This window comes from Xaviernesmea rhizosphaerae (assembly GCF_001938945.1).
Classification (GTDB): domain Bacteria; phylum Pseudomonadota; class Alphaproteobacteria; order Rhizobiales; family Rhizobiaceae; genus Xaviernesmea; species Xaviernesmea rhizosphaerae.
In genome coordinates this window covers 14,911-38,784 of the sequence record NZ_MKIO01000019.1, presented here as the reverse complement: position 1 = coordinate 38,784, position 23,874 = coordinate 14,911, and the positions used below count along the sequence as shown (strand labels likewise).

The following is a 23,874-nucleotide window of genomic DNA, read 5'->3' as shown; positions in this document are numbered from 1 at the left end:
CAATAAATATGCATGTCAGCCATGAGGGAAGCGCAGCCCTGCCCGGAAATGCGGCAAACGACAACACCCCGCGCAGGGGCTGCGCGGGGTGTCGGGGAAAAACTTCAGGCTTCTAAGCGTTTAATTTGGTCCGTCGCCCTGCATAAAAACGAGGCAGGCCTGTCAGAAGCTCCAGTTTCTGGCCTTGGCGACGATGAAGTCGCGGAAAACCTTGAGCTTGGCGGCGTTTTTCATCTCGTCCGGGTAGCAGAAATAGGTATCGAAAGAGGGAATATCCGCCTGGATCGGCAGCTGGATCAGGCCCGGATCGCGTCCGACGATATAGTCCGGCATCATGGCGATGCCGATGCCGAGCAGGCAGGCGCGCTTGATCGAGGTCTGGCTGTTGATCTGCAGATGTGAGGGGCGGGGATTGTCGCTCTCGCGCCCGGCGATTTCTAGCCAGTTGACGTCGAGCAGATAGTTGGGGGCCGGCTCGCCGAAGGTGATGATCCGGTGATTGTCGAGATCGGCGATCGAGTGCGGTTCGCCATGCTTGTTGATGTAGGACGGCGCGGCATAGAGATGCATGTGCACGGTGAACAGCTTGCGCTGGATCAGGTCCGACTGCTGCGGCTGGCGCAGGCGGATGGCGCAGTCGGCATGGCGCATGTTCACGTCAAGCTCTTCATTGTCGAGGATCAGCTGCACCTGCATGTCGGGATAGAGCGCCAGGAATTCCTGCACCTTGTCGGTCAGCCAACCCTGGCCGAGACCCACAGTTGTCGTGATCCGCAGCTTGCCGCTCGGCTTGTCGGTGGTTTCCGTCAGCTGGACGCGCACGCTCTCCAGCTTCATCAGCACTTCATGCGCCGTGCGATAGAGGATCTCGCCCTGCTCCGTCAGAATCAGGCCGCGGGCATGGCGGTGAAACAGCTTGATGCCGACATCCTGCTCCAGCGAACTGACCTGGCGGCTGATCGCCGATTGCGACAGATGCAACTTGTCGGCCGCGTGGGTGAACGATCCGGCCTCCGCCGCCGCATGAAAGATGCGCAACTTGTCCCAGTCGAGCGGCATGCCGTCTCCCCGATATGGGGGCGGGCAGTGGCGAACAGCTCTGTTGCGCCGCTTTCCTCCCTCTCCCCCTGTTTCCGTCCGCGGCATTCGGTTCCGCGGTTCACATGGTCGTCTGCTGCATTCGGCGCTGCCTGATGCCGGCGCGCCGAATGCCTGGTCTTGCCTCAGTCCGTCTTGCCCCAGTCGGGCTTGCCTCAGTCCGTCTTATCCTGCCCGTCCTTCGCCGCGCAGCCGTGCAGCCGCACACCGAACGACCGTCGGTGGCCGCCGTCTCTATTCCGCGGCGATCGCGACAGGAATATGACCGGCCAGATAACGCTCCGCCTCCAGCGCCGCCATGCAGCCCATGCCGGCGGCCGTGATCGCCTGCCGATACTGGTCGTCCGTAACGTCGCCGGCTGCATAGACGCCGGCAATGTCCGTCGCGGTCGAATCGGGAGCCGTCCAGAGATAGCCATTCGGCTTCAGCCGCAGCTGGCCCTTGAACAGGTCGGTCGCCGGCGCATGGCCGATCGCCACGAACACGCCGTCCACGACCATCTCCGTCGTCGCGCCCGTCTTCACATTGCGCAGCGTCACGCCGGTTAGCGAGGCGGGCATGGGCGGCTTGGGCGCACTGCCCTGATAAGCGGCGATCTCGTGATCCCAGAGAATGCGCACATTCTGCTTGGCGAACAGCCGGTCCTGCAGGATGCGCTCGGCGCGGAAGCCGTCGCGGCGATGGACCACGGTCACGCTCTTGGCGAGGTTCGACAGATAAAGCGCCTCTTCGACCGCCGAATTGCCGCCGCCGACAACGATCACGTCCTTGCCGCGATAGAAGAAGCCGTCACAGGTGGCACAGGCCGAGACGCCGAAGCCCTTGAAGGTCTCCTCGGTCTCGATCCCCAGCCACTTGGCGCGGGCCCCGGTGGCGATGATCAGCGTGTCGGCGGTCCAGGCCGTGCCGCTGTCCGTCGTCAGGCGGAAGGGGCGCACTGAGAGATCGACGCCGGTGACGAGATCGCTGACGATCTCCGCGCCCACATGGGTGGCCTGCTTCAGCATTTCGCCCATCAGCCAGGGGCCCTGGATCGGATCGCCGAAGCCGGGATAGTTTTCCACATCCGTGGTGATCATCAGCTGGCCGCCTTGTTCCATGCCGGCGATCAGCACCGGTTGAAGCATGGCGCGGGCGGCATAGATGGCGGCCGTGTAGCCGGCCGGGCCGGAGCCGATGATCAGCACCTTGGTATGGCGGGAGGTCATGCATAGTCCTCGACTGGCGGAGATCAGGGGAAAGGGCCTGACGCCGCTATGGTTTTGTTCCCCTAGTTTAGGGAGTATCCCCGTCCCCTTTCAAGGGCGCAACCGGCTTAACCACAAGCGCGAGCCCATTTTGCGCTGCGCAAAGTGGGCTGTTGACCAATTTTTGATCGTGCGCCATGCGGGCCATGCCCGTGATGCGACGCGTGCATCACGGCGCTGCGGCATGGTTTGACAGCGTCTCCTCTTCTTCCTATCGGTGCGCAAGCGCCGCGACGAGCTTGCCGTCCGCTTTCGCGCGTCGCGCAATGACCCTTTGCACCCAGGGAACGCCCGCTTGCCTCCACGCTCTTTCCCCTATCCGCCTTTATCGCCGCGGGCCGTTCAGCGCAGCCTGCTGGAGCGCCTCCGCTCGGACTGGGAGACCCGCCGCGTCAGCCGTCGCCGCGCGCGTGCAAGCGAAAACGTGCCGCTTTTACTCGCGACGGGGGCGGAGCCGCGTCCGCTTTCGGCCGCCGACCTGCCGCTGGTCACGTTCACGCACAATGATGCGAAGTTTCTGCGCTCATTCCTGGCGCATTACCGCCGGCTCGGCATCAGCCGCTTCATCATCGTCGACGACCGCTCGGATGACGGGACCGTGGAGTTCCTGACGCAACAGGCCGATGTCGATCTCTGGCGCTCGCCGCTGCGCTACAAGGAGGCGCGGCGCGGCAAGCTCTGGCGCGAGGCGCTGATGGCGCGCTACGGCGTGAACCGATGGTATGTCTCGATCGATTCGGACGAATATCTCGTCTATGATGGCTGCTTCGACCATCCCCTGCCGGCGCTGATCCGCCAGCTGGAAGCGAAGGGACAGAAGCGACTCTTCGCGCCGATGCTCGATCTCTATCCGCGCGGGTCCGTGGGCGGCTTCGCCTTTGCCGGAACGGACGAGACCATGCCCTGGCAGGTGGCCGACGGCTATGATGGGGACGGCTATGCGCTTGCCCCCAACCATCGCTTCCTCAGCCTGAAGGGCGGGCCGCGCCATCGCCTGTTCAACACCGAGGCGGAGCTTGCCAAATATCCTCTGCTCTACTGGGATGCGGACTGCAGCTTTGGCATCAGCGTGCACCAGCCGCTGCCCTTCGCCCGCAATTTCGTCGTGCCGCAGGGAATGCTGCTGCATTTCAAGTTCTTCTCGGACTATCGTGACAAGACCCGCGCGGCCGTGGCGCAGCAGCAGCATTTCGGCAATGCCGAAGTCTATCGCCGCATTCTCGGCCATGTGGAGGAGGGCGGCGACCTGAACTTCCTTTATCCCGGCACGCGCCAGTTCACCGGGCCGCAGGATCTGGTGGCGCAAGGCTTCATGCACAGCCTCTGGGCCTGATTTCCTGTCAGCGCCCGTTCCTCACAGGGCCGGCGCTTGATGCAGCGCGGGAGACATGGCACATCTGCCCCATCCCGAGCCTGCGGCACCGGGAGGCAACCAAGAACAAGAAGGTGGGGACGTGTGCTCAGGGCCGAGCTCGACGCGATCGATCTGAAGATCCTGCGCGAATTGCAGGAGGACGGGCGGATCACCAATGTGGATCTGGCCGAACGCGTCGGCATTTCCGCACCGCCCTGTCTGCGCAGGGTGCGCAAGCTGGAGGAGGCCGGCATCATCCGCGGCTATCGCGCTTTGCTCAACGGGCCGGCGCTGGGCTATGATCTCGTGGCCTTCTGCATGGTGGGCCTGAAGCATCAGGCCGAAGCCGATCTCAAGGCCTTTGCCGCGCGCACGCGCGACTGGCCGATGGTGCGCGATGCCTGGATGGTGTCGGGAGACAGCGACTATCTCCTGCATTGCGTGGCGGAGAATCTGGCCGCCTTCCAGGATTTCGTGCTGGAGCGGCTGACGGCCACGGACAATGTCGATACGGTCCGAACCATGCTGACCATTCGCAAGGTCAAGGAAACGGTGCCGGTGGGGCTTTGAGCGCCAGCCGCGCCGCTTTTTGCTTACACGCCGGATTCTCCGAAACCGGTTTCCGCTTTCCGGACCGATGCTTGAGGAGAAGCCGTGCCGATGTCTGAACCCCGCTTGCCGCTCTCGGCCTTCATCATCACGCTGAACGAAGAGGCCTATCTCGGCGCCTGTCTCGACAGCCTCAAGGATTGCCGCGAGATCGTCATCGTCGATTCCGGCTCGACGGATGGCACGCGGTCGCTGGTGGAGCGTTATATCGCCGAGGGCTGGCCGATCCGCTTCGTCTATGAGCCCTGGCGCGGCTATGCCGGGCAGAAGCAGCTGGCGCTCGATCTGTGCACGCAGCCCTGGTGCCTCAACATCGATGCCGATGAACGGCTGGATGGCGCCCTGCGCGCCAGCCTGCCGAAGCTCCTGGATGCACCGGCTTCCATCGTCGGCTGGAAGATCGCCCGGCGGCCCTATCTGATCGGCTATGGCTACACGCCCGAAAAGGTGAAGGAGCGTAAGAACCTGCGCCTGATCCGCGCAGGGCGCGGCCTTTATGACCTGACCCAGGCCGTGCATGAAGGCATCGTGCCGCAGGGCAGGGTGGCCAAGGCAGAGGCCGGCAGCCTGCTGCATTTCCGTCCCTTGCCGCTCGACGAGCAGATCCTCAAGGAGAACAAATATTCGACGCTGAAGGCCGACCAGCAGACAGCAGAAGGGCGCAAGCCGAAGGCGGGCAAGCTCGTCTTCTCGCCGATGCTCTATTTCCTGCGGCTTTATCTGCGCAATGGCTTGTGGCGCTGCGGCCTGCCGGGCTTCATCGAGGCCATGACCGGGGCGGTCTATGCCTTCCTCACCCAGGCAAAGCTCTATCAGCGCGCCGCGCTGCGCCGCCGGCCGAACGAGGACGACGCCGGCGCGCATTGAGGCGGCCATGGCAAAAGCCGCACTTCGGGCTTGACTTGGCAGGCCCGCTCATCCCAAGGCTCCCGCATCCGCCTGCCGGGCGGGCCGGCATCGAGAGGTCGGCGCCTGCGGCCGGCCGGGCTGCGCAGCGCATTGGTTGAAGAGGCCCCCATGAACATTTTCCACTTCCACTTCGGCAAGGATGGCGGCGCGGAAAAATTCTTCGTCCATCTGGTGGGCGCGCTCGGCCGGCGCGGGGTGAAGCAGACCGCCGTGATCCGGCCCAACCGGATCTGGCGCAAGGATATCGATCCGCATGCGCGCATCATCGAAAGCAATTTCCGCAACACCACGCCCGACCGCCTGCTGCTGCCGATCCGCGTGGCGCTGATGGCGCGGCGAGAGAAGCCCGATGCGATGCTTTCCTGGGCCACGCGGGCGAGCCGGCTGATGCCGGCCTATCGCGGCTGCATCAAGCTGTCGCGCCTCGGCGATTATCCGACCCATCTCGGCTATTTCCGCAACACCGACGTGCTGGTCTGCAACACGCCGGGCATTGCCGACCATGTGCGCCGCATCGGCTGGACGCGCGGCGTCGAGGTGATCTCGAACTTTACCGACACGCAGGCCGTGGCCCCGGCGGCGCGCGCGGCCTGGAACACGCCCGAGCAGGTGCCGCTGGTGATGTCCATGGGCCGCTTCGTCCGGCGCAAGGGGTTCCACACGCTGATCGAGGCGGTGGCGCGCCTGCCCGATGCCCATCTCTGGCTGGCCGGCGACGGCGAGGAGCGGGCGGCGCTGGAGGCGCTGGCGGCGGAAAAAGGCATGAGCGGGCGCATGCGCTTTCTCGGCTGGCAGAAGGATACGCGCCCTTTCGTCGCTGCGGCCGATGTCTTCGTCATGCCCTCCACCCATGAGCCGCTGGGCAATGTGATTCTTGAAGCCTGGGCGCAGAAGCGGCCGGTGATCTCCTCCCGCGTGGAAGGCCCCGCCTGGTTCATGCGCGATGGCGAGAACGGGCTTCTGGTGCAGAGCGAGGATGTGGACGGTTTCGCCCGGGCCATATCGGCGGCGCTCAACGATGCGGGGCTGGCCGCAGGCCTGGCGGAGGGCGGGCATCAAACGCTGATGGCGCAGTTCTCGGAAGAGGCGATTGCAGGCGCTTACATCGACCTGTTCAAGCGCCGGCCATGACGCTGTCCTACGGTTTCCGGTCTGATGAGCCGGAAACCGTATCATAGACGGCGCCGATGGCCGTTGCCTCGCCCTCGATGGTGAATTGCGCGGCGACATGCCGGCGTCCGCGCCGGCCGGCCGCAATTCGGCGCTCCGGATGGTCCATGAATTCGGCGCAAGCGCCCATCAGCCCGCCCATCTGGCCCGCCGGCACCACGATGCCGGTTTCCTCGGCCCCGATGACCACAAGCTCGCTGAAAGCGCCGACATCGGTGGCGACCACGGCCACTTCGCTCGCCATGGCCTCAAGCGGCGTCAGGCCGAAGCCTTCCCAGCGCTGCGGCGCGACGAAGAGATCGAGCACGCCGTACCAGTCGTTGATGTTGGTGTGCTCGCCGACGAAAAGGATGCGGTGGGACAGTCCCGCGCGCGCCACCTTCTCTTTCAGCTCGCGCTCGAAGGCGACATGCTGTGCGGTGGCGCGCCCAGCGATGACGGCAATCCAGTCCGGCCGGATCGGCAGGAGGCTGATCATGGCATCGACAAAAAGGTCGGTGCCTTTCTGCCGACGAACCCGGCCGAAGCAGCCGACGATCTGCGCCTGTTCGGGCAGTTTCAGCGCGCGCCGGGCGGCCGCCTTGTCCTTGGCGGGCGCGAAGCGCTCGATATCGATCCCGTGGCGGATCACCGTGCTGTCCCGGTCGAGATAATGCGCGGTGCGCTGGCTGGTGGAGATCACCGCATCCATCCGGCTGATCAGGAATTTGGTCCAGCCGGTGTGACGGCGCTGCGAGGCGGAGGTGAACACCAGACGCAGCGGCATGCGCAGGAGATCGCGCAGGATCAGGCCCGGCAGCATCTCGATATTGCGGCGCGCATGCCAGACGCGCGCTGGCCGGCCGGCCGGCGGCGTCCAGAGCTGGGTGAGATCGCGCCAGTGCAGATGCGGCAGGCTTGTCGGCAGGCCGGGGCCGAGCACGGCAATGCGCCGCCCCAGGCGGCGCTGCACCGGCACGAGCTGGATGATGGTGGAGGTTACGCCCGACAGGCGCCGCTTGAAGTTCGGCGCGATCACGTCGATGGCGGCGGGATCGATCCTGTCGCCATCGACGTTCCCGACAGCGCGCGCTGGCGCGGCCAGAGATGCTTCCGGCAGGTCCTGCCAGTCCGCGCCTGAGACATCCGGCCCGCGGGCGGGCCGGACATCATCCCCGGCATGAGGCAGGGAGTCGGACTGAACAGGATTGGCCGAGGCGTCGCGGGCATCAGGCTTCACGCGGCCTCAACCCCAGTTGATGCCGATGATCTCATAGGCCTTGGACCCGCCGGGCGCGACGACCTCGATGCTGTCGCCCACTTCCTTGCCAATCAGGGCGCGGGCAATGGGGGAGGAGATCGAGATGCGGCCAGCCTTCACGTCGGCTTCCTGGTCGCCGACGATCTGGTAGATCTTTTCCTCGTCCGTATCCTCATCGACCAGCTTCACCCTGGCGCCGAACTTGATGGTCGAGCCGGACATCTTGGACAGGTCGATCACTTCCGCCCGTGCCACGAAATCTTCCAGCTCGCCGATGCGGCCTTCATTCAGGCTCTGGGCTTCCTTCGCGGCGTGGTACTCGGCATTTTCCGACAGGTCCCCATGGGAGCGTGCTTCGGCGATCGCCTCGATGATCCGCGGACGCTCTTCCTGCTGGCGCCAGCGCAGCTCTTCCTGCAGCTTCGCAAAGCCGGTCTGCGTCATGGGTACTTTTTCGACCATTTCCCTGTCCTTCACTGCTCGCGCGCAGGCCCGCCCAGCCTTAAGAGGCGGCCCCAACGCAAAAATAAAACGGTTTGCGAAGCGCGAGCTCCGAAACCGTCCAAACACCAGGCTGTGGCTTATAGCAGAATGAGACCCGCAAAAGCCAGAATTTTCGGGCGCCGGGCCTGTTGCGCCTTGTTGCGCGCGGCTCTTGACGGGAACTCTTGGCGCCCGTCCGGCGTTGATCGGCGGCACATTATCGCTGCGACCGATCGACAAGAGATGGAGCAGAACGAGGCCGGCTTCAAGGGCCATGACCTGTTCAATCCACCTGTGTCATCCGGCCCGACATGCGCATCTGACGGTCTGTCTCGCTTAAGGCGAGCGGCCCGCGGGAGGAGAAAAGACCGCTATGACGAGTGAGACCGCATCCACCATAAATACCGAAAGCGGAATGCAGCTCGAAGGCCGGCTCAACGCCTATCGCCGCCTGCTGATTGGCCTTGCCACCGAGCTTGCCCGGCGCGACGACGGACGCGCGGCGATCGAAGCCATGCTGGCCGATGCCGAAATCGTCGACACGCAGGAGGAGGATCCGGGCGTCCTCCCCGATCAAGCCTTTGCCGGCCAGGAGATCGCCACGGAAGAAATTCGCACCGTGCTGACCGCAGCACTTGCCCGGCGCGATGCTCTCGACGCGCAGGCCCACGCGACCGGCGCCGCCGCGCAGCCAGGTTTCGCCCTGCCAACTGGCGCCGCATCGGAACGGGAGGCAGCGGAATGAGCAGCCCCAACAGCGACCACCTGACTGATCCGTTCCCTGCGATGTCTGAAGGACCCGACCGCCCGCTATATCTCTACCGTCTCGTGCCGACCGCCGCGCCGGACTATCCCCGCTGGGACAATGCCCCCAGTCACGGCGAGGTCTTGGTGCGTGCGCATTCGCCGGCCGATGCCCGCATCACTGCCGCCGAAGCTGAACTTGACTTTACTGAAATCGACGCCAAGCCGGCGGAGGGCACCGATACCCGCATGGCCAGCGCCTTTCGCGACGAGAAGCTCTACACGGTGATCGAAGCCGGCGAGGAGTGCGGCTTTGCCGCCGCCGGCGCGCGCGGGGTGGTTCAGGGGCTGGTGCGGGTCGATACGATCAAGCCGACGCAGGTGTGACCAGCGGCCGTGTCGGGTCGCGGAGCAGAGCGCTCAATCGACAAAATTCGGCTGCTTTGGAAGATTGGGAGGCGCGTAATGCGTGTCCTTGATGCGCCGCTCCACCGACCTATGAATGAAGGCATTAGGCGCGATGTAGCGCCGGTCCTCCAGAGGAATGTAGTAGCTGCTCTTCTTCAGCGCCTCATTGCGCCAGGATGACATAGGGACCTTGCGGGGAACGAATTCCAGGAGCTTCCAGCCGACATTCATGGAGTTATGCAGCCGTGCCAGCGCACAGGGCCGCTCGTATCCCTTGCCATCTTCGCCTTCTCCGAGAATCAGCGTGGCAATGGTGCCCGTATTGAATTCGAGGCCCAGGCCGCGCGTTTCCTCGATCATCCATTGCAGTGGAATCTTGATCGCCGCGCTTTCGCTTTCGGGATAGCCGCCGCCGATATCGCCATGGACGCCGGCGAACCAGACTTCCTTGAAATTCTGAGGTTTTGTTTCCCCAAGCTTCGGCGTGAAGGGTCCGCCATAATAGTCCTGACCGGCGCGCCATAGCTCGGGCTGAAACATGGTGCGGCGTTCATCGATGGCTACCGCGTGGCGCACAACCTCCACGCTCGGATTGTGATGCGTGAAAGGATGGGATCGGGTTTGCGGCAGCCACTTCCCCATCTCGATCACCGAGGCGACCGTATCGAACAGGCCGAGCAGCTTGATCGGCGGGCGGATGTTGCGCAAAGTCCGCTCGTAAAGGCGCATGGTGCGGAAAGCAGAGGGGGCAGGGCCTTCCGCCGAGATGTCGTCGCTTTCCTGCTCTTCCACAGGAATGCTTTTGTAGGCGCGATAGGCGTAGTCGAGCAGGTTCAGATGGATCTTCTTGGTCAAGCCGAAGGCGTTGATGAAGCCTGCCAGCACACGTGCGGTATAGGCGCCGCGGCTGAAGCCGAAGAGGAAGATCCGGTCCGGATCGGGATGATGGCCTGCTTCGTCCGGCTGGCCCGGATCGTACACATCGACCAGCATCCGGTAGGCTTCCTTGACATTCTCGTCGAGCCCCCAGCCGGTGGCCAAACCCCAGATTTCTGCAGCTTGTCGCGTCCTCTTCGACCAGGCATTATCGGCCCCGAAGGTGCCAACGCCGGGATCATAATAGACGAGCTGCCTGTCGTTCCGCTCCAGAATGCCGAACAGGCGAAGAACATTCGTTCTGTCCGCGGAGATTTCGTTCGAGGTCCCATCGAACAGAATGACAATGTTCTTCGCCATTGCGCCACCCCCTGAAGATAATCAGAGGGTGGCAGAAGTTAAGGAAATTTCAACTTCTATTTTTATGCAGAATATCCGATGAAGGGCGGAGCGCTTAGAAATAGCTCTGCAGCGGCCGCACTTCGAGATTGGCACGCCTTCCGTGCCGTGATCACCGCCGGGGACGACCACGTTCTTGAAAGATCGGAACAGTCAATCTACGCAATGACAGTCATCGTCCATTGGACGAAGCTTTTCCCAATGGCGGTGCCGCTGGAGCATCGGACCCAAAAGTAAGTAGTGATTTTTAGTCTGATCTGCAGTGGTGCGATCCTGACAGATCCATACCTACCTGTCAGGACAAATCGCCCCACCAGATCAATCCTTTGTGGGCTGGCTTGTCGAAACGGAGGGGACCATCCGTTTCGGTCAGACCACTGGCGCTTCATGCGCGAAAACTCGCTCTCCAATCGCGTCTTCAAATCGGAGGATGACCTCGTCAACCGTTGCTGCGATGCCTGACGAAAGCTTGAGCGCCAACCTTGAAGAACGTTCTGGTGAAGCCGAAGGTTTGAAAATCCTGCTCTCTTCACCAGCTGTTGGCGTTCAGAGATAGCCATAAGCTTTCAGCCGAAAGAGTTCATTTGCCCGTCGAAGTGCACTGGCCGACATCCGACGGCCGCAAGCGCCCGTTCTTCAAATCCGACAGCGTCGGCATCGACTTGTCCGGTCCGCCAACGTGGTTTTCGTAGGTCACCCTGTCGACTTTGACCATGCGCCCCGAGGAGGTGAAGGAGACCAGAGTTTTTGCGTCGGCAATGGCAAGGCCAACATTCAACTTGCAGAAGTATTTCCTGCCATTGCTGGTCACGAACCAGCCCGCAAGTCCCGCCTGATTTTCGGTCATCTTGCTGACCGTTGCGCCGTTTGCGGTCAGCTGAGAAAATGACTCGGCGTTGGCCTCAAGCGGCAGCATGACAGAGACAAGCGTGCTTAAAATAGCCAAATTTCTGTAAATTTTTTTCATTTCAGGCCCCACGAAAATCAATTGCCCAGCTGGTTCGCAACACGCCGTCAAGCGTGTTGCATGCACAGTATCGAATACAAGGCAATTGAGAGTCAATCCCAGGTTGGATGCCGTGTCATTTTTGAAACGGTATCGTTGCAGGGCGATTGTTTTCGAGGAAGCAGGTAACATCAGGCGATACCCGCGCCCACCCTGATTGTGATGCGCGAGCATGGCTGGACATCCAGACGTTCCGGATCTCCTGTCTCAGAAATAGCTCTGCAGCGGCCGCACTTCCAGATTGCCCGCCTTCAGCGCCTTGATCGCCGCCGCGGCGGCTTCGGCGCCGGCCATGGTGGTGAAATAGGGCACCTTCTGCATCAGCGTCGCCCGACGCAGAGACTTGCTGTCCGAGATCGCCTTGTTGCTATCCGTCGTGTTGATGACGAGCTGGACCTGGCGGTTGCGGATGGCGTCCTCGATGTGCGGACGGCCTTCCTGCACCTTGTTGACCTTGGTGGCGGCAATGCCCTGCTCTTCGAGGTAGCGGGCCGTGCCGCCGGTTGCCAGAACCTTGAAGCCGATCTCGGTCAGGAGCCGGATGGCGCGCAGCACACCGACCTTGTCATCGTCGCGCACCGAGACGAACACCGTGCCTTCGCGCGGCAGGTCCACGCCGGCGCCGAGCTGGGCCTTGGCGAAGGCAACGGCGAAATCGGTGTCGAGGCCGATCACCTCGCCGGTCGAGCGCATTTCCGGCCCGAGCAGGATGTCGACGCCGGGGAAGCGGGCGAAGGGGAAGACGGCTTCCTTGACGGCGATGTGCTTGAGCTTGCGCGGATCGGGCTTTTCGCCATAGGCGGCAAAAGCCTGGTCCAGGCTCTCGCCGGCCATGACGCGCGCGGCGATCTTGGCGATCGGCGCGCCGATGGTCTTGGCGACGAAGGGCACGGTGCGCGAGGCGCGGGGATTGACCTCGAGCACATAGACCGTGCCGTCCTTGATGGCGAACTGCACGTTCATCAGGCCGCCGACCTTCAGTGCCTTGGCCATGGCTTCGGCCTGGCGCTCCAGCTCGTCCAGCATTTCCGGCGAGAGCGTGCGCGGCGGCAGCGAGCAGGCGCTGTCGCCCGAATGGATGCCGGCTTCCTCGATATGCTCCATGATGCCGGCGACATAGACCTGCTTGCCATCGCACAGGCAGTCGACATCGACTTCGATCGCCTGGCTCAGATAGCTGTCGAACAGCAGCGGGTTCTTGCCGAGCAGCGTGTTGATCTGGCCGGTCTTGTCGTTGGGATAGCGCTGCTTGATGTCCTCGGGCACCAGTTCCGGCACCGTGTCGAGCAGGTAGCCCTGCAGCTGGCCTTCCGAATGGAGGATCTGCATGGCGCGGCCGCCGAGCACATAGGAGGGGCGCACGACCAGCGGGAAGCCGATCTCGGAGGCGACGAGGCGCGCCTGCTCCACCGAATAGGCGATGCCGTTGTTCGGCTGGTTCAGGTCGAGCTTCATCAGAAGCTTCTGGAAACGGTCGCGGTCTTCGGCAAGGTCGATGGCGTCGGGCGCGGTGCCGAGAATCGGAATGCCGTTCTTTTCCAGCGCTTCGGCAAGCTTCAGCGGGGTCTGGCCGCCGAACTGGACGATGACGCCGACCAGCTCGCCCTTTTCCTGCTCGGCTTTGAGGATCTCGATCACGTCCTCGGCCGTCAGCGGCTCGAAATAGAGCCGGTCTGAGGTGTCGTAGTCGGTCGAGACGGTCTCGGGGTTGCAGTTGACCATGATCGCCTCGAAGCCCGCATCCTTCAGCGCGAAGGCGGCGTGGCAGCAGCAATAGTCGAATTCGATGCCCTGGCCGATGCGGTTCGGACCGCCGCCGAGAATCACCACCTTCTTTCGGTCGGAGATGCCGGCTTCCGAGCGGGCCTGGCCGACGAAGGGCGTCTCATAGGTGGAATACATATAGGCGGTCGGCGAGGCGAATTCGGCCGCACAGGTGTCGATGCGCTTGTAGACCGGGCGCACGTTGAGCCCGTTGCGCAGCTCGGCCACTTCCTTGGGCCGCTTGCCGGAAAGCGTGGCGAGGCGGGCGTCGGAGAAGCCCATGGCCTTCAGACGCCGCAGGTTTTCCGCGTCGCCGGGCAGGCCGTGCTCGCGCACGCGCGCTTCCATGTCGATGATGGCCTTCAGCTGGGCGATGAACCAGGGGTCGATCTTGCAGCTTTCATGCACCTCTGCCTCGGAGAAGCCGAAGCGCAGCGCCTGGGCGACCATGCGCAGCCGGTCCGGCGTCGGCCTGCCGATGGCGGCGCGGATCGCAGCCTTCGAGCCCTCGCCGTCGTCGATGCCGGGGATCTCGATTTCGTCGAGGCCGGTCAGCCCGGTTTCCATGCCGCGCAGCGCCTTCTGCAGCGATTCGGCGAAGGTGCGGCCGATGGCCATAACCTCGCCAACCGACTTCATCGCCGTGGTCAGCACCGGCGAGGCGCCGGGGAACTTCTCGAAGGCGAAGCGCGGGATCTTGGTGACGACATAGTCGATCGACGGCTCGAAGGAGGCCGGCGTCGCGCCGCCGGTGATGTCGTTGTCCAGCTCGTCCAGCGTATAGCCGATGGCGAGCTTGGCGGCGATCTTGGCGATGGGAAAGCCGGTGGCCTTGGAGGCGAGCGCGGAGGAGCGCGAGACGCGCGGGTTCATTTCGATGACGACCAGGCGGCCGTCCTTGGGGTTGACGGCGAACTGAACGTTCGAGCCGCCGGTCTCCACCCCGATCTCGCGCAGCACCGCGATCGAGGCGTTGCGCATGATCTGGTATTCCTTGTCCGTGAGCGTCAGCGCCGGGGCGACCGTGATCGAATCGCCGGTGTGCACGCCCATCGGATCGATGTTCTCGATCGAGCAGATGATGATGCAATTGTCCGCCTTGTCGCGGACGACCTCCATCTCATACTCCTTCCAGCCGAGCACCGATTCCTCGATCAGCACCTCGGTGGTCGGCGAAGCATCAAGGCCGCCGGAGACGATCTCGAAGAATTCCGAGCGGTTATAGGCAATGCCGCCGCCGGTGCCGCCAAGCGTGAAGGAAGGGCGGATGATCGCCGGCAGGCCGACATGGTCGAGCGCCTGGGCGGCAACTGCCATAGCATGGCTCATATAGCGCTGCTTGCGGTCGGTCTCGCCGAGGTTCCACTGGTTTTCGAGCGCGTCGAGCGCCTTGTCGAGTTCGTCGCCCGAAAGCGTCTCGCGCAGCTTGGCGCGGGCGGCCTCGTGGCCCTTGCGGTCATGGTCCTTGATGTCGGTGGCATTGGCCAGCATCGAGCGCGGGGTTTCCAGGCCGATCTTGGCCATGGCCTCGCGGAACAGTGCGCGGTCCTCGGCCTTGTCGATGGCCTCGGGCTTGGCGCCGATCATCTCGACATTGTAGCGGTCGAGCACGCCCATGCGCTTGAGGGAGAGCGCGGTGTTGAGCGCGGTCTGGCCGCCCATGGTCGGCAGGAGCGCATCCGGGCGCTCCTTGGCGATGATCTTGGCCACCACCTCGGGCGTGATCGGCTCGACATAGGTCGCATCGGCCAGGTTCGGATCCGTCATGATCGTCGCCGGGTTGGAGTTCACCAGAATGACCCGGTAGCCTTCTTCCTTCAGCGCCTTGCAGGCCTGGGTGCCGGAATAGTCGAATTCGCACGCCTGACCGATGACGATCGGGCCAGCCCCGATGATGAGAACGGATTTGAGGTCTTGGCGCTTCGGCATCGGCTTTTTCCATCCAGCGGGCTCGCGCGAAAAGCCGGCAAGGCGGATGTCCACCGGCCGGGTGCGCAAGCTTTTTATCAAATTCAGGCTAGAAGCGGCTTATAGGGAAAGGGCGGCGGAAACGGAACCCCATAAATCGCGCGATCGACAGCAAAAGGGGCCCATCCCGTTCAGTCTCCCCGCTCAGGCGCGGGCGAAGCGCTGGCGCACGCTCTCCTGAAAGCTGCGGCTGACGGGCAGGCTGCCGCCATCGCGCGTGACGACGAACAGCCGCCCGTCCTCGCGCTTGAGATCGGCGACGAAGGCATCCGCCACCCAGTGGGAGCGATGGACCTGCAGCCCCGGCGTGCCGCCCACTTCGCGCAGCGCATCGGAAAAGCGCAGGAGCACGAGTTCGCGCCCGCGCGCGGTGACGATCTCGGTATAATGATCCTGGACCGAAAGCCGCAGCAGGGCCGCGCGATGCTCCGGCTTCAGCCGGTCGAGAAGGGGAACGGCGGGCGACGCGGCGGCGGCCGGCGGAAGGGCCGTGGAGGGCGAAACCGGGGATGACGCTGCGGCCGCCTGCTCGGGCCGCTTCCCGGCCGTTTCCTGCTCCGCCATCGGCCAGTCGAGCAGCGAGCCGCTGGAGCGACGCTCCGGCTCCGGCCGCAGGGTGAGAATCGTCAGGATGCAGAAGAGCGCGCAGAGCGGAAGCGCCTGGACCGCGCGCCAGAGCACGTTGTCCAGCATCGGCGGCACCCCGCGCATCAGCGCATCCAGCCCCACCAGCGCCAGGCCGATCGGCAGGGCGGCAAGGAGCGAGCCGAGCATCATCCGCAGCACGGGCCCCTCCAGATGCGGCTTCAAGGCAAGATCGGCAAGGATGCTGGCGCCGATCGCGATCGTCCAGGTCACGGCATGGACAGCCAGCCAATAGCCCAGCCGCTCGGCCGGCTGCATCATCTCGCGCGTGCCATAGGGGCCCGTCACGGCGAAGAGCGCGACGATCGTGAGAAAGGTGCCCCAGAAGCGCGGCGCGCGCAGAACGGCCTGCATTTCACGAAGCGCGGATGGCAAGAGCGGTTGCTTCACGAAGTCCTTCCGTCAATCGCGCCAATTCGGTTGAGCGCGCATCCTTCTTGGCCGAAAGCGCATCCAAGTTCAATCGCCGGCCGGCAATGCCCCCGCAATGCCCCCCTCGCAATGCCTTGGTCTCTCCGGGAAGAGAGCGGGGCCGCGCCGGCCGATAGGCTTGTTCTGCATCATCAAGGAGGTTTCATGACGCTTCAGCCGCTTTTGGATGCGCCGCTTGCCGTGCAGATCCACGTCGCTACCGTGCTGCCGGCTGCCGTGCTCGGCATCGTGCTTCTGCTCGGCCGCAAGGGAACGCGGCTGCACCGGCTTTTCGGGCGGATCTGGGTCGGGCTGATGGCGGCGACCGCCCTGGCGAGCTTCTTCATTCACGAGATCGGCGGCGTCTTCGGCTTCAGCCCGATCCATCTTCTCTCTGTGCTTACGCTGTTCGGCCTGTGGGATGCCGTCGCCCGCGCGCGGGCCGGCGATCTTGCCGGGCATCGCCGGCGCATGCGGCAGCTGAACCTCGGCGCCATCGGCCTTGCCGGCCTGTTCACGCTTCTGCCCGGCCGGCGCATGGGCGCCGTGCTTTTCGGCGATCCGTCCTGGCCGGAGCTCGGCCTCTTTGCCGGGCTCGGCCTCCTGCCGGCCCTGGCGGCGGGCGTGTTCCTGCGGTCTCAGGCCATGCGCGTGCGGGGGCGTTAACGGGGCCGGCAATCGATGCTTGCCAGGCTTCACGATCTGTTGTGTGTTGGCAGGCGTGCCGCCGGAACCACGCCCATGCTTGATCTCACGAGCAGAATCTACGAAGCCGCCTTCCTGTCCGATCTCTGGCAGCCCGTGCTCCATGATCTGGCGGGGGCGGTGGCGGCGGAAGGTGCCGTGATCGCCAATATCAGCGATCCCGCCATTCCCTATATCGCCAGCCCCGGCGTGGCGGCGCTCTATGACGAATTTCTCCGGGGAGGCTGGCTGCAGAACAACGCCAAGACCAAGGCGCTCCTGTCGCAGCCCGCCGGCGGCTTTTTCTGCGATGCCGACCATCTCAGCGATGCCTGGATGGCGGAGCAGCCGGTCTATCGTGATTTCTACTGGCCGCGTGGCTTCGGCTATGCGGCGGGAACGGTGATCGAATCGCCGAACGGCGATCGCGTGACGATCTCCATCGAAAAGAAGCGCGGCGAGCGCGGGCTCGATCGCGGCGAGCTGGACTTGCTCAACGATCTCAGGCCGCATCTGGCGCGGGCCGCGCTGCTGGCCTGCCGCTTCGCCCTTGCCCGCATCGAGGCATCGCTGGAGGCGCTCGCCCTTGCCGGTCTGCCGGCGGCGTCGATCCGGGCCGATGGCCGGGTGATTGCCGCCAACGCTCCGTTTTCCGGCATTGTCGATCAGGCGACGATCGAAAGCCAGGACCGTCTTCTGGTGCGGCACCGCGAGGTCAACCAGGCGCTCTATGCCCTTCTGGCGCAGGCACGCCAGAGGTCGGCCGAAGGCGCGCCGCCGAGCCGCTCCTTTCCTATTCCGTCCCGGCCGGGCAGCCTGCCGGCCGTGTTGCATCTCCTGCCGGTGACGGGGGCGGTGCGCGATATCTTCGTTAGTGCCGCCTTTTTCGTCGTGATCACCCCGCTCAAGCGTCAGGCGGCTGTCTCCACCGACATTCTGCGCGGCCTGTTCGATCTGACGCCGGCGGAGGCGCGCATCGGGCAGAGCCTGGTGGAGGGCGCGACGATCAAGGAAACGGCCGACAGCTTCGGCATTGCGGTGGAGACCGCCCGCAGCCATGTCAAATCCATCCTCGCCAAATCGGGCATGAGCCGCCAAGGCGATTTCGTCGCTGCGATCTCTGCCTTGCCGCAGATGCATGGTGGGGCGGATTTGCGGCGCTGATCAGGGTGCGCAGGGCGCTCCCGCAGGAAAACAGGGCGGGAGGACGGAAAGGCATGGACACAAAACGGTGTTTGCCGCGTTATCTCGCCGCATGTGCCCCTTGCCTCCTGTCAGCCTGTGTCCATCAGGTCGTCCGCTGTCAGGCTGGGCGGGGCCGGTCGGTGGAGAGGGAGATCATCCATGGAATGGAAAGGGCGTCGTCAGTCCAGCAATGTCGAGGATCGTCGCGCGGAGGGTCCTGTCGGTGGCGGGCTCGGCGGCGGTTACAGGCCGGGCGGCGGCTTCCGCATTCCCGTGGGCTCGGGCCGCGGCGGCGGTTTGAGCATCGGCACGATCATCTTTCTCGTGGTGATCTATTTCATCTTCAAGGCCATGGGCATCGACTTGCTTCAGGTCGTGAGCGGCGAGGCGCCGCGCCCGTCCGGCTATGAGCAGAGCGCGCAGCAAAGCAGCAACCCGGGCGAGGAGGAGACCAAGGCCTTCGTCTCGACCGTGCTGGCCGAAACCGAAGAGACCTGGAACGGTATCTTCAAGGCCAATGGCCAGACCTATAGCGAGCCGAAGCTCGTGCTGTTCCGCAATGCGATCCGCTCGGGCTGCGGCAATGCCTCTTCCGCCTCCGGCCCGTTCTACTGCCCGGCGGACCAGAAGGTCTATCTCGACATGGCCTTCTTCGACGAGCTGTCGCAGCGCTTCAATGCGTCGGGCGATTTCGCCCAGGCCTATGTCATCGCCCATGAGGTGGGCCACCATGTGCAGAATCTGCTCGGCATCCTGCCCAAGGTCAATCAGGCACGCGAGCGCATGAGCGAGGCCCAGTCGAACCAGATGTCGGTGCGCACCGAGCTGCAGGCCGATTGCTTCGCCGGGATCTGGGGCAAATACACCGCGCAGAAGGGCCTGCTCGAACAGGGCGACCTGGAAGAGGCGCTGAACGCCGCAACCCAGATCGGCGACGACACGCTGCAGCGGCGCAGCCAGGGCTATGTCGTGCCCGAAAGCTTCAACCATGGCACCTCGCAGCAGCGCACCACCTGGTTCAAGCGCGGCTACGACAGCGGCAAGCTCTCGGCCTGCGACACGTTCAACAATCCGGTCTGAGGGTTGAGAACGATCACGACAGCAAAAAAGGGCGCCGATGGGCGCCCTTTTCACGATGTGATCTGCCTTTGCCGCGGCTCAGGCGGCCGGCTTGCAGCCCTTCAGGCCGTAATAGGCGATGTAGATATAGCAGACGATCGGCAGAACGAAGGCGTGGTGAACGCCGATGGCGTCGGCCAGCGCGCCCTGGGCAAGCGGGATCAGCGCACCGCCGACGATGGCGAGGCACAGAACGCCCGAGCCTTCGCTGGTGCGGTCGCCCAGACCGTTCAGCGCCAGGCTAAAGATGGTCGGGAACATGATCGAGTTGAACAGGCCGATGGCCAGCACCGACCACATGGACAGCGGGCCGGTGGTGAGCACGGCGATGGCGAGCAGCAGGCCGGCGATCACGGCGTTGAAGGCCAGAACCTTGCCGCCATCGATCGTGCGCATGACCACGGCGCCGATGAAGCGGCCGACCATGGCGCCACCCCAGAAATAGGTGACGTAATGCGCGGCAGAGGCTTCCGGCAGGCCAGCAATTGCCGGATCCGCCATGAAGTTGATCAGGAAGCTGCCGATGCTGACCTCCGCGCCGACATAGACGAAGATGGCGACGGCGCCGAGAACGAGATGGCGATAGGACCAGATGGAGGCCTGGCCGTGCACGCGCACGGCGGGCGCTTCTTCCTGAATCACGGGTAGCTTCAGAAGCGCGAAGATGGCGGCGAGCACGAAAAAGGCGCCTGCCAGCATCATATAGGGCCCGCGCACGGCATCCGCGCCATCGGCGGCGGAGGCCGCGGCATCGCTGCCGCCGAGGATCAGCATTGCGCCGAACATTGGCGCGACGGTGGTGCCGAGCGAATTGAACGCCTGGGTCAGCGTCAGCCGGGCCGGGGCGGTCTTGGGGTCGCCGAGCACGGTGACATAGGGGTTGGCCGCGACCTGGAGAATGGTGATGCCCGAGGCGAGCACGAAGAGCGCGCCGAGGAAGAAGCCATAGACGCGCATGGAAGCGGCAGGAATGAACAGGGCGCAGCCGATGGCGGCGATCATCAGGCCGGCGACCACGCCGCCCTTGTAGCCGATGCGCTTGACCAGTGCGCCGGCCGGGATCGACACGATGAAATAGGCGCCGAAGAAGCAGAACTGGATCAGCACCGACTGGGTGTAATTCAGCTCAAACACATTCTTCAGATGCGGAATCAGAATGTCGTTCAGGCAGGTAATAAAACCCCACATGAAGAACAGGCTGGTCAACGCCACGAGCGCGGGCGTGTAGGAACCGGCGGCAGCAGCCATAGGCGCTTGCGCGGCCTTTCGATTTTGCGTGATCGGAGCCACAGGAAATCCTTTCGACGGAAATTGGGACCGGGAGTTCCTAGGACCAGACGATGGCCGCGATCAGCCTCCCTCGAAACGCTTCAAACCGTAAACGATATCTAAATTCAAGTGATAAATTCGCTTATGCGAAAACAGGCGACATTGATTGCTGCTTTGCGTTGAGCCTTGGCCAGGGGAGGGCGGCTACGCGGTGCCAAGGGCACGGCTCCCACTCCCTTATTCGGAGTCCTTGCCGGGCTTCCATCGCCCGCCGGGCGCCCCCACGCGATTGCAGCCGCGCTGCAACTGGGTTACCGCTGGCGCCGGCCCGCGACTGTGGGATTGGACAAGGGCTGGAGAGGACGAACCAGATGGATCAGGCGGAGGCAAAACCCGCGCCCGTGGCGGCACGGCGCGGGCTGATGGTGGTGTTCGCCATCATGCTGCTCGACATCATGGGCATCGCCATCATCATGCCGGTTCTGCCGACCTTTCTCCAGGAACTGACCGGCGATCAGGCGGCGCAGGCCGCGCTGGATGGGGGCTGGCTGTTGTTCGTCTATGCTTCCATGCAGTTTCTCTTCGCGCCCACGGTCGGCAATCTGTCCGACCGATTCGGGCGGCGGCCGGTGCTGCTCGTCTCAGTGCTGACCTTCGCGCTCGACAATCTGATCTGCGCGCTCGCCGGCAGCTATTGGGTTCTGTTCGTCGGGCGGGTGCTGGCCGGCATCAGCGGCGCCAGCTTTTCCACCGCCTCGGCGTTCATCGCCGATGTCAGCGACGACCGGACACGCGCGCGCAATTTCGGGCTGATCGGCATCGCCTTCGGTGTCGGCTTCACGCTCGGGCCCGTCATCGGCGGTCTGCTCGGCAGTTTCGGGCCACGCGTGCCCTTCTTCGGCGCGGCGGCTCTATCCTTCGCCAATTTCTGCGCGGCCTATTTCCTTCTGCCGGAAACGCTGCCGCCGCATCTGCGCCGGGCCTTTGACTGGCGCCGCGCCAATCCGCTCGGGGCCATCCGGCAGATGCGCTCCTATCCGCGCATCCTGCCGGTGCTCGCCGTCTTCTTCCTGGTCTATCAGGCCCATGCCGTCTATCCGGCCGTCTGGCCGTTTGTGACGAGCTATCGCTATGGCTGGTCGGAGGGGCAGATCGGCCTGTCGCTCGGCGTCTATGGCATCTGCACCGCGCTGACCATGGCGCTGATCCTGCCGCGCATCATCGCCGGCATCGGCGAGCGGCGCACGGCCGCGCTGGGGCTCATTGTCGGCGTCATCGCGCTGATGGGCTATGCCTTCGCCTGGGAGGGATGGATGGTCTATCTCGTCATCCTCGCCACGCCGCTGGAGGCGGTGGCCGACCCGCCGCTGCGCAGCCTTGCGGCGGCACAGGTGCCGCCCTCCGCGCAAGGGGAGCTGCAGGGCGCTCTTTCGGGCCTGTCCTCGCTGACCTCGATCATCGGTCCCCTGATGTTCGCCTCTGTGTTCGAGCTGGGCACCCGGACGGATCTGCCATGGTCAACCCCCGGCGCGCCCTATGCCCTGGCCGCCACGCTGGTGGCGGTCGCCTTCGTGGTGTTCCTGCGCAGGGTCGGCCTGCGCTGATCCCCGGATCGGGGCTTTCGCTGCGACAGATCATAAATCCTGATGGATTGCATAAAATTTACGCATTTGCCTTTCTGTGCAACCTTCCTGTAGAAGAGCACGGTCGCGCCGGGCAGGATGGTCCATGGCGCCTTCAGCCATGTTTTCAAGGTTTTCCTCATGCACGCTCACACCGGCGCGATGCCGCGAGGCGGCATTTCCGACAATTCCTGGTGGACGCATTTTCGCGCCAGCCTGCTCCTGGGCCTGCCCTTCATCGCCGCGCAGGTCGCCCAGGTCGCCATTCACACCACCGATATTCTGATGATCGGCCGTCTCGGCACGGTCGAGCTGGCCGCCATGGTGCTTTCGGGCCAGGTGTTCTTCACGGTCTTCGTCTTCGGCTCCGGCTTTGCCAATGCCGTCGTGCCCATGGTGGCCCAGGCCAAGGGCCGCGGTGATCCCGTGTCGATCCGCCGCTCCGTGCGCATGGGCCTCTGGGTGGTCCTGCTATACGGGCTCCTGACCGCGCCGCTGCTCTGGCATGCGGAGCATATCCTGATCCTGATGGGGCAGCAGCCCGATGTCGCCGCGCTCGTCGGCCGCTACATGCGCATCGCGCAATGGGGCATCTTCCCCGCGCTCGGCTTCATGGTGCTGCGCGCCTTTCTGAGCGCGCTCGAACGCGCGGGCGTCATCCTCTATATCACGCTCGCCGTTCTCGGGCTCAATGCGCTCTTTTGCTACATCCTGATCTTTGGCCATCTCGGCCTGCCGGCGCTCGGCATGGAAGGGGCGGCCATTTCAGCACTGCTGGTCAATCTGATGAGCCTGGTTCTGGCGGTGACCTATCTGCGCCGCCTGCCGGAGACGCGGGACGTGGCGCTTTTCACCCGCTTCTGGCGGCCGGACTGGTCGGCTTTCTTCGAGGTGGTGCGGCTCGGCCTGCCGATCGCCATCACCATTCTCGCCGAGGTCAGCCTGTTCACCGTCGCCTCGCTGCTGATGGGCATGATCGGCACGACCGAGCTGGCCGCCCATGGCATCGCCCTGCAATTCGCCTCGATCGCCTTCATGGTGCCGCTGGGCCTCGCCCAGGTGGCGACCGTGCGCGTTGGCCTGGCGCATGGGCGGCGGGACGGGGAGGGGCTTGTGCGCGCCGCCGTCGCCGTTCTCGTGCTCGGCTGCCTCTGCGCGCTGGTCGGCAGCCTGATCTTCGCGCTCTTCCCGGTCGCGCTCGCCTCGCTCTATCTGGATACGAGCCGGAGCGATGCAGCCGAGGTGCTGGCGCTGGCCGCGCCCTTTCTCATCGTCGCCGGCGCGTTCCAGCTGGTCGACGGCCTGCAGGCGCTCGCCTCCGGCGTGCTGCGCGGGTTGAAGGACACGACGGTGCCCATGGTGCTGGCGCTGATCTCCTATTGGGCGATCGGCTTTCTCTCCGCCTGGGCGCTGGCCTTCCCGCTCGGCTTCGGGGGCATCGGCGTGTGGTACGGCTTCCTGATCGGCCTAACGGCCGCCGCCGTCTCGCTCAACTGGCGGGTCTATCGCTTCGTGCGGCGCGAGCGCGCTTTGCTCGGCTGAACGCCAGAGCATCGGACTGAAAACAGTCCTCAGTTCGATGCTCTAGATTTTTGTTTTTGCATCGGATTTTTCCGAAAACCGATTCCCACTTTTCGGTCCGATGCTCCAGCCAGCCATTCCC

At 64.3% G+C, this 23,874-nt stretch carries 20 protein-coding genes; 11 read left to right on the top strand and 9 right to left on the bottom strand.

Annotation, left to right across the window (positions count from 1 at the left end; translation table 11 throughout):
• Nucleotides 1–162 precede the first annotated feature (162 nt).
• The gene (locus BJF92_RS02420) at nucleotides 163–1,059 is read right to left on the bottom strand and encodes a LysR family transcriptional regulator VtlR (RefSeq protein WP_075633182.1); all 897 of its coding nucleotides are present in this window, start codon (nucleotides 1,057–1,059) and stop codon (nucleotides 163–165) included.
• Between the two features lie 273 nt (nucleotides 1,060–1,332).
• Nucleotides 1,333–2,307 carry a thioredoxin-disulfide reductase gene (trxB, locus tag BJF92_RS02415; protein WP_075633181.1) on the bottom strand — a complete coding sequence of 325 codons (975 nt, stop codon included), beginning with the start codon at nucleotides 2,305–2,307 and terminating at the stop codon, nucleotides 1,333–1,335.
• A gap of 463 nt (nucleotides 2,308–2,770) precedes the next feature.
• On the opposite strand from trxB, the gene BJF92_RS02410 reads away from it, so the two are divergent.
• The 4 genes from BJF92_RS02410 (at nucleotide 2,771) to BJF92_RS02395 (ending at nucleotide 6,349) form a co-directional block, all read left to right on the top strand.
• The gene (locus BJF92_RS02410; protein ID WP_245294645.1) at nucleotides 2,771–3,679 is read left to right on the top strand and encodes a glycosyltransferase family 2 protein; all 909 of its coding nucleotides are present in this window, start codon (nucleotides 2,771–2,773) and stop codon (nucleotides 3,677–3,679) included.
• A gap of 123 nt (nucleotides 3,680–3,802) precedes the next feature.
• Entirely contained in the window at nucleotides 3,803–4,270 is a 468-nt protein-coding gene (locus BJF92_RS02405; RefSeq protein ID WP_075633180.1) for an Lrp/AsnC family transcriptional regulator, read from the top strand.
• 90 nt (nucleotides 4,271–4,360) lie between these two features.
• Nucleotides 4,361–5,176: a glycosyltransferase family 2 protein gene (locus BJF92_RS02400; RefSeq protein ID WP_075633179.1), complete on the top strand. Its 816-nt coding sequence runs from the start codon at nucleotides 4,361–4,363 to the stop codon at nucleotides 5,174–5,176.
• A 150-nt stretch (nucleotides 5,177–5,326) separates the two neighbouring features.
• Nucleotides 5,327–6,349: a glycosyltransferase gene (locus BJF92_RS02395; RefSeq protein WP_075633178.1), complete on the top strand. Its 1,023-nt coding sequence runs from the start codon at nucleotides 5,327–5,329 to the stop codon at nucleotides 6,347–6,349.
• A 7-nt stretch (nucleotides 6,350–6,356) separates the two neighbouring features.
• Here BJF92_RS02395 and BJF92_RS02390 read toward each other — a convergent pair whose 3' ends face one another.
• Nucleotides 6,357–7,427, bottom strand: a complete 1,071-nt coding sequence (locus BJF92_RS02390) for a glycosyltransferase family 4 protein (protein ID WP_075633295.1) — start codon at nucleotides 7,425–7,427, stop codon at nucleotides 6,357–6,359.
• A gap of 186 nt (nucleotides 7,428–7,613) precedes the next feature.
• Nucleotides 7,614–8,090, bottom strand: a complete 477-nt coding sequence (gene greA / locus BJF92_RS02385; RefSeq protein WP_075633177.1) for a transcription elongation factor GreA — start codon at nucleotides 8,088–8,090, stop codon at nucleotides 7,614–7,616.
• A gap of 394 nt (nucleotides 8,091–8,484) precedes the next feature.
• On the opposite strand from greA, the gene BJF92_RS02380 reads away from it, so the two are divergent.
• Both BJF92_RS02380 and BJF92_RS02375 read left to right on the top strand, forming a co-directional pair.
• On the top strand, nucleotides 8,485–8,856 hold the full coding sequence (locus tag BJF92_RS02380; RefSeq protein ID WP_075633176.1) for a hypothetical protein: 372 nt from the start codon (nucleotides 8,485–8,487) through the stop codon (nucleotides 8,854–8,856).
• Nucleotides 8,857–8,897: 41 nt separating this feature from the next.
• Nucleotides 8,898–9,242 (top strand): hypothetical protein, encoded by a 345-nt coding sequence (locus tag BJF92_RS02375; RefSeq protein ID WP_075633294.1) that lies wholly within the window; start codon nucleotides 8,898–8,900, stop codon nucleotides 9,240–9,242.
• Between the two features lie 33 nt (nucleotides 9,243–9,275).
• Here the strand turns inward: BJF92_RS02375 and BJF92_RS02370 are convergent, their stop codons facing one another.
• The 4 genes from BJF92_RS02370 to BJF92_RS02345 form a co-directional block, all read right to left on the bottom strand.
• Nucleotides 9,276–10,499, bottom strand: a complete 1,224-nt coding sequence (locus tag BJF92_RS02370) for a T6SS phospholipase effector Tle1-like catalytic domain-containing protein (RefSeq protein WP_075633175.1) — start codon at nucleotides 10,497–10,499, stop codon at nucleotides 9,276–9,278.
• 619 nt (nucleotides 10,500–11,118) lie between these two features.
• Nucleotides 11,119–11,718, bottom strand: coding sequence for a hypothetical protein (locus BJF92_RS25920; protein WP_245294644.1), 600 nt, complete (start codon nucleotides 11,716–11,718; stop codon nucleotides 11,119–11,121).
• 33 nt (nucleotides 11,719–11,751) lie between these two features.
• Nucleotides 11,752–15,237 (bottom strand): carbamoyl-phosphate synthase large subunit, encoded by a 3,486-nt coding sequence (gene carB / locus BJF92_RS02350; RefSeq protein ID WP_075633293.1) that lies wholly within the window; start codon nucleotides 15,235–15,237, stop codon nucleotides 11,752–11,754.
• A gap of 183 nt (nucleotides 15,238–15,420) precedes the next feature.
• On the bottom strand, nucleotides 15,421–16,311 hold the full coding sequence (locus tag BJF92_RS02345; protein ID WP_245294643.1) for a LytTR family DNA-binding domain-containing protein: 891 nt from the start codon (nucleotides 16,309–16,311) through the stop codon (nucleotides 15,421–15,423).
• Between the two features lie 186 nt (nucleotides 16,312–16,497).
• Here BJF92_RS02345 and BJF92_RS02340 point away from each other — a divergent pair, with 186 nt between their 5' ends.
• The 3 genes from BJF92_RS02340 to ypfJ all read left to right on the top strand — a co-directional run bounded on the left by BJF92_RS02340 (nucleotide 16,498) and on the right by ypfJ (nucleotide 19,281).
• On the top strand, nucleotides 16,498–16,998 hold the full coding sequence (locus BJF92_RS02340; protein ID WP_075633171.1) for a DUF2306 domain-containing protein: 501 nt from the start codon (nucleotides 16,498–16,500) through the stop codon (nucleotides 16,996–16,998).
• Nucleotides 16,999–17,073: 75 nt separating this feature from the next.
• Entirely contained in the window at nucleotides 17,074–18,180 is a 1,107-nt protein-coding gene (locus tag BJF92_RS02335; protein ID WP_075633170.1) for a helix-turn-helix transcriptional regulator, read from the top strand.
• A 180-nt stretch (nucleotides 18,181–18,360) separates the two neighbouring features.
• Nucleotides 18,361–19,281: a KPN_02809 family neutral zinc metallopeptidase gene (gene ypfJ, locus BJF92_RS02330; RefSeq protein WP_075633169.1), complete on the top strand. Its 921-nt coding sequence runs from the start codon at nucleotides 18,361–18,363 to the stop codon at nucleotides 19,279–19,281.
• Nucleotides 19,282–19,359: 78 nt separating this feature from the next.
• Here the strand turns inward: ypfJ and BJF92_RS02325 are convergent, their stop codons facing one another.
• Nucleotides 19,360–20,568: a sugar MFS transporter gene (locus tag BJF92_RS02325; RefSeq protein WP_075633168.1), complete on the bottom strand. Its 1,209-nt coding sequence runs from the start codon at nucleotides 20,566–20,568 to the stop codon at nucleotides 19,360–19,362.
• Between the two features lie 392 nt (nucleotides 20,569–20,960).
• Between BJF92_RS02325 and BJF92_RS02320 the strand changes: the two genes are divergently transcribed.
• Both BJF92_RS02320 and BJF92_RS02315 read left to right on the top strand, forming a co-directional pair.
• A complete protein-coding gene (locus BJF92_RS02320) occupies nucleotides 20,961–22,193 on the top strand; it encodes a TCR/Tet family MFS transporter (RefSeq protein ID WP_075633167.1) in 1,233 nt (410 codons plus the stop codon).
• Between the two features lie 159 nt (nucleotides 22,194–22,352).
• Entirely contained in the window at nucleotides 22,353–23,753 is a 1,401-nt protein-coding gene (locus BJF92_RS02315; RefSeq protein ID WP_075633292.1) for an MATE family efflux transporter, read from the top strand.
• The last annotated feature ends 121 nt before the right edge of the window (nucleotides 23,754–23,874 follow it).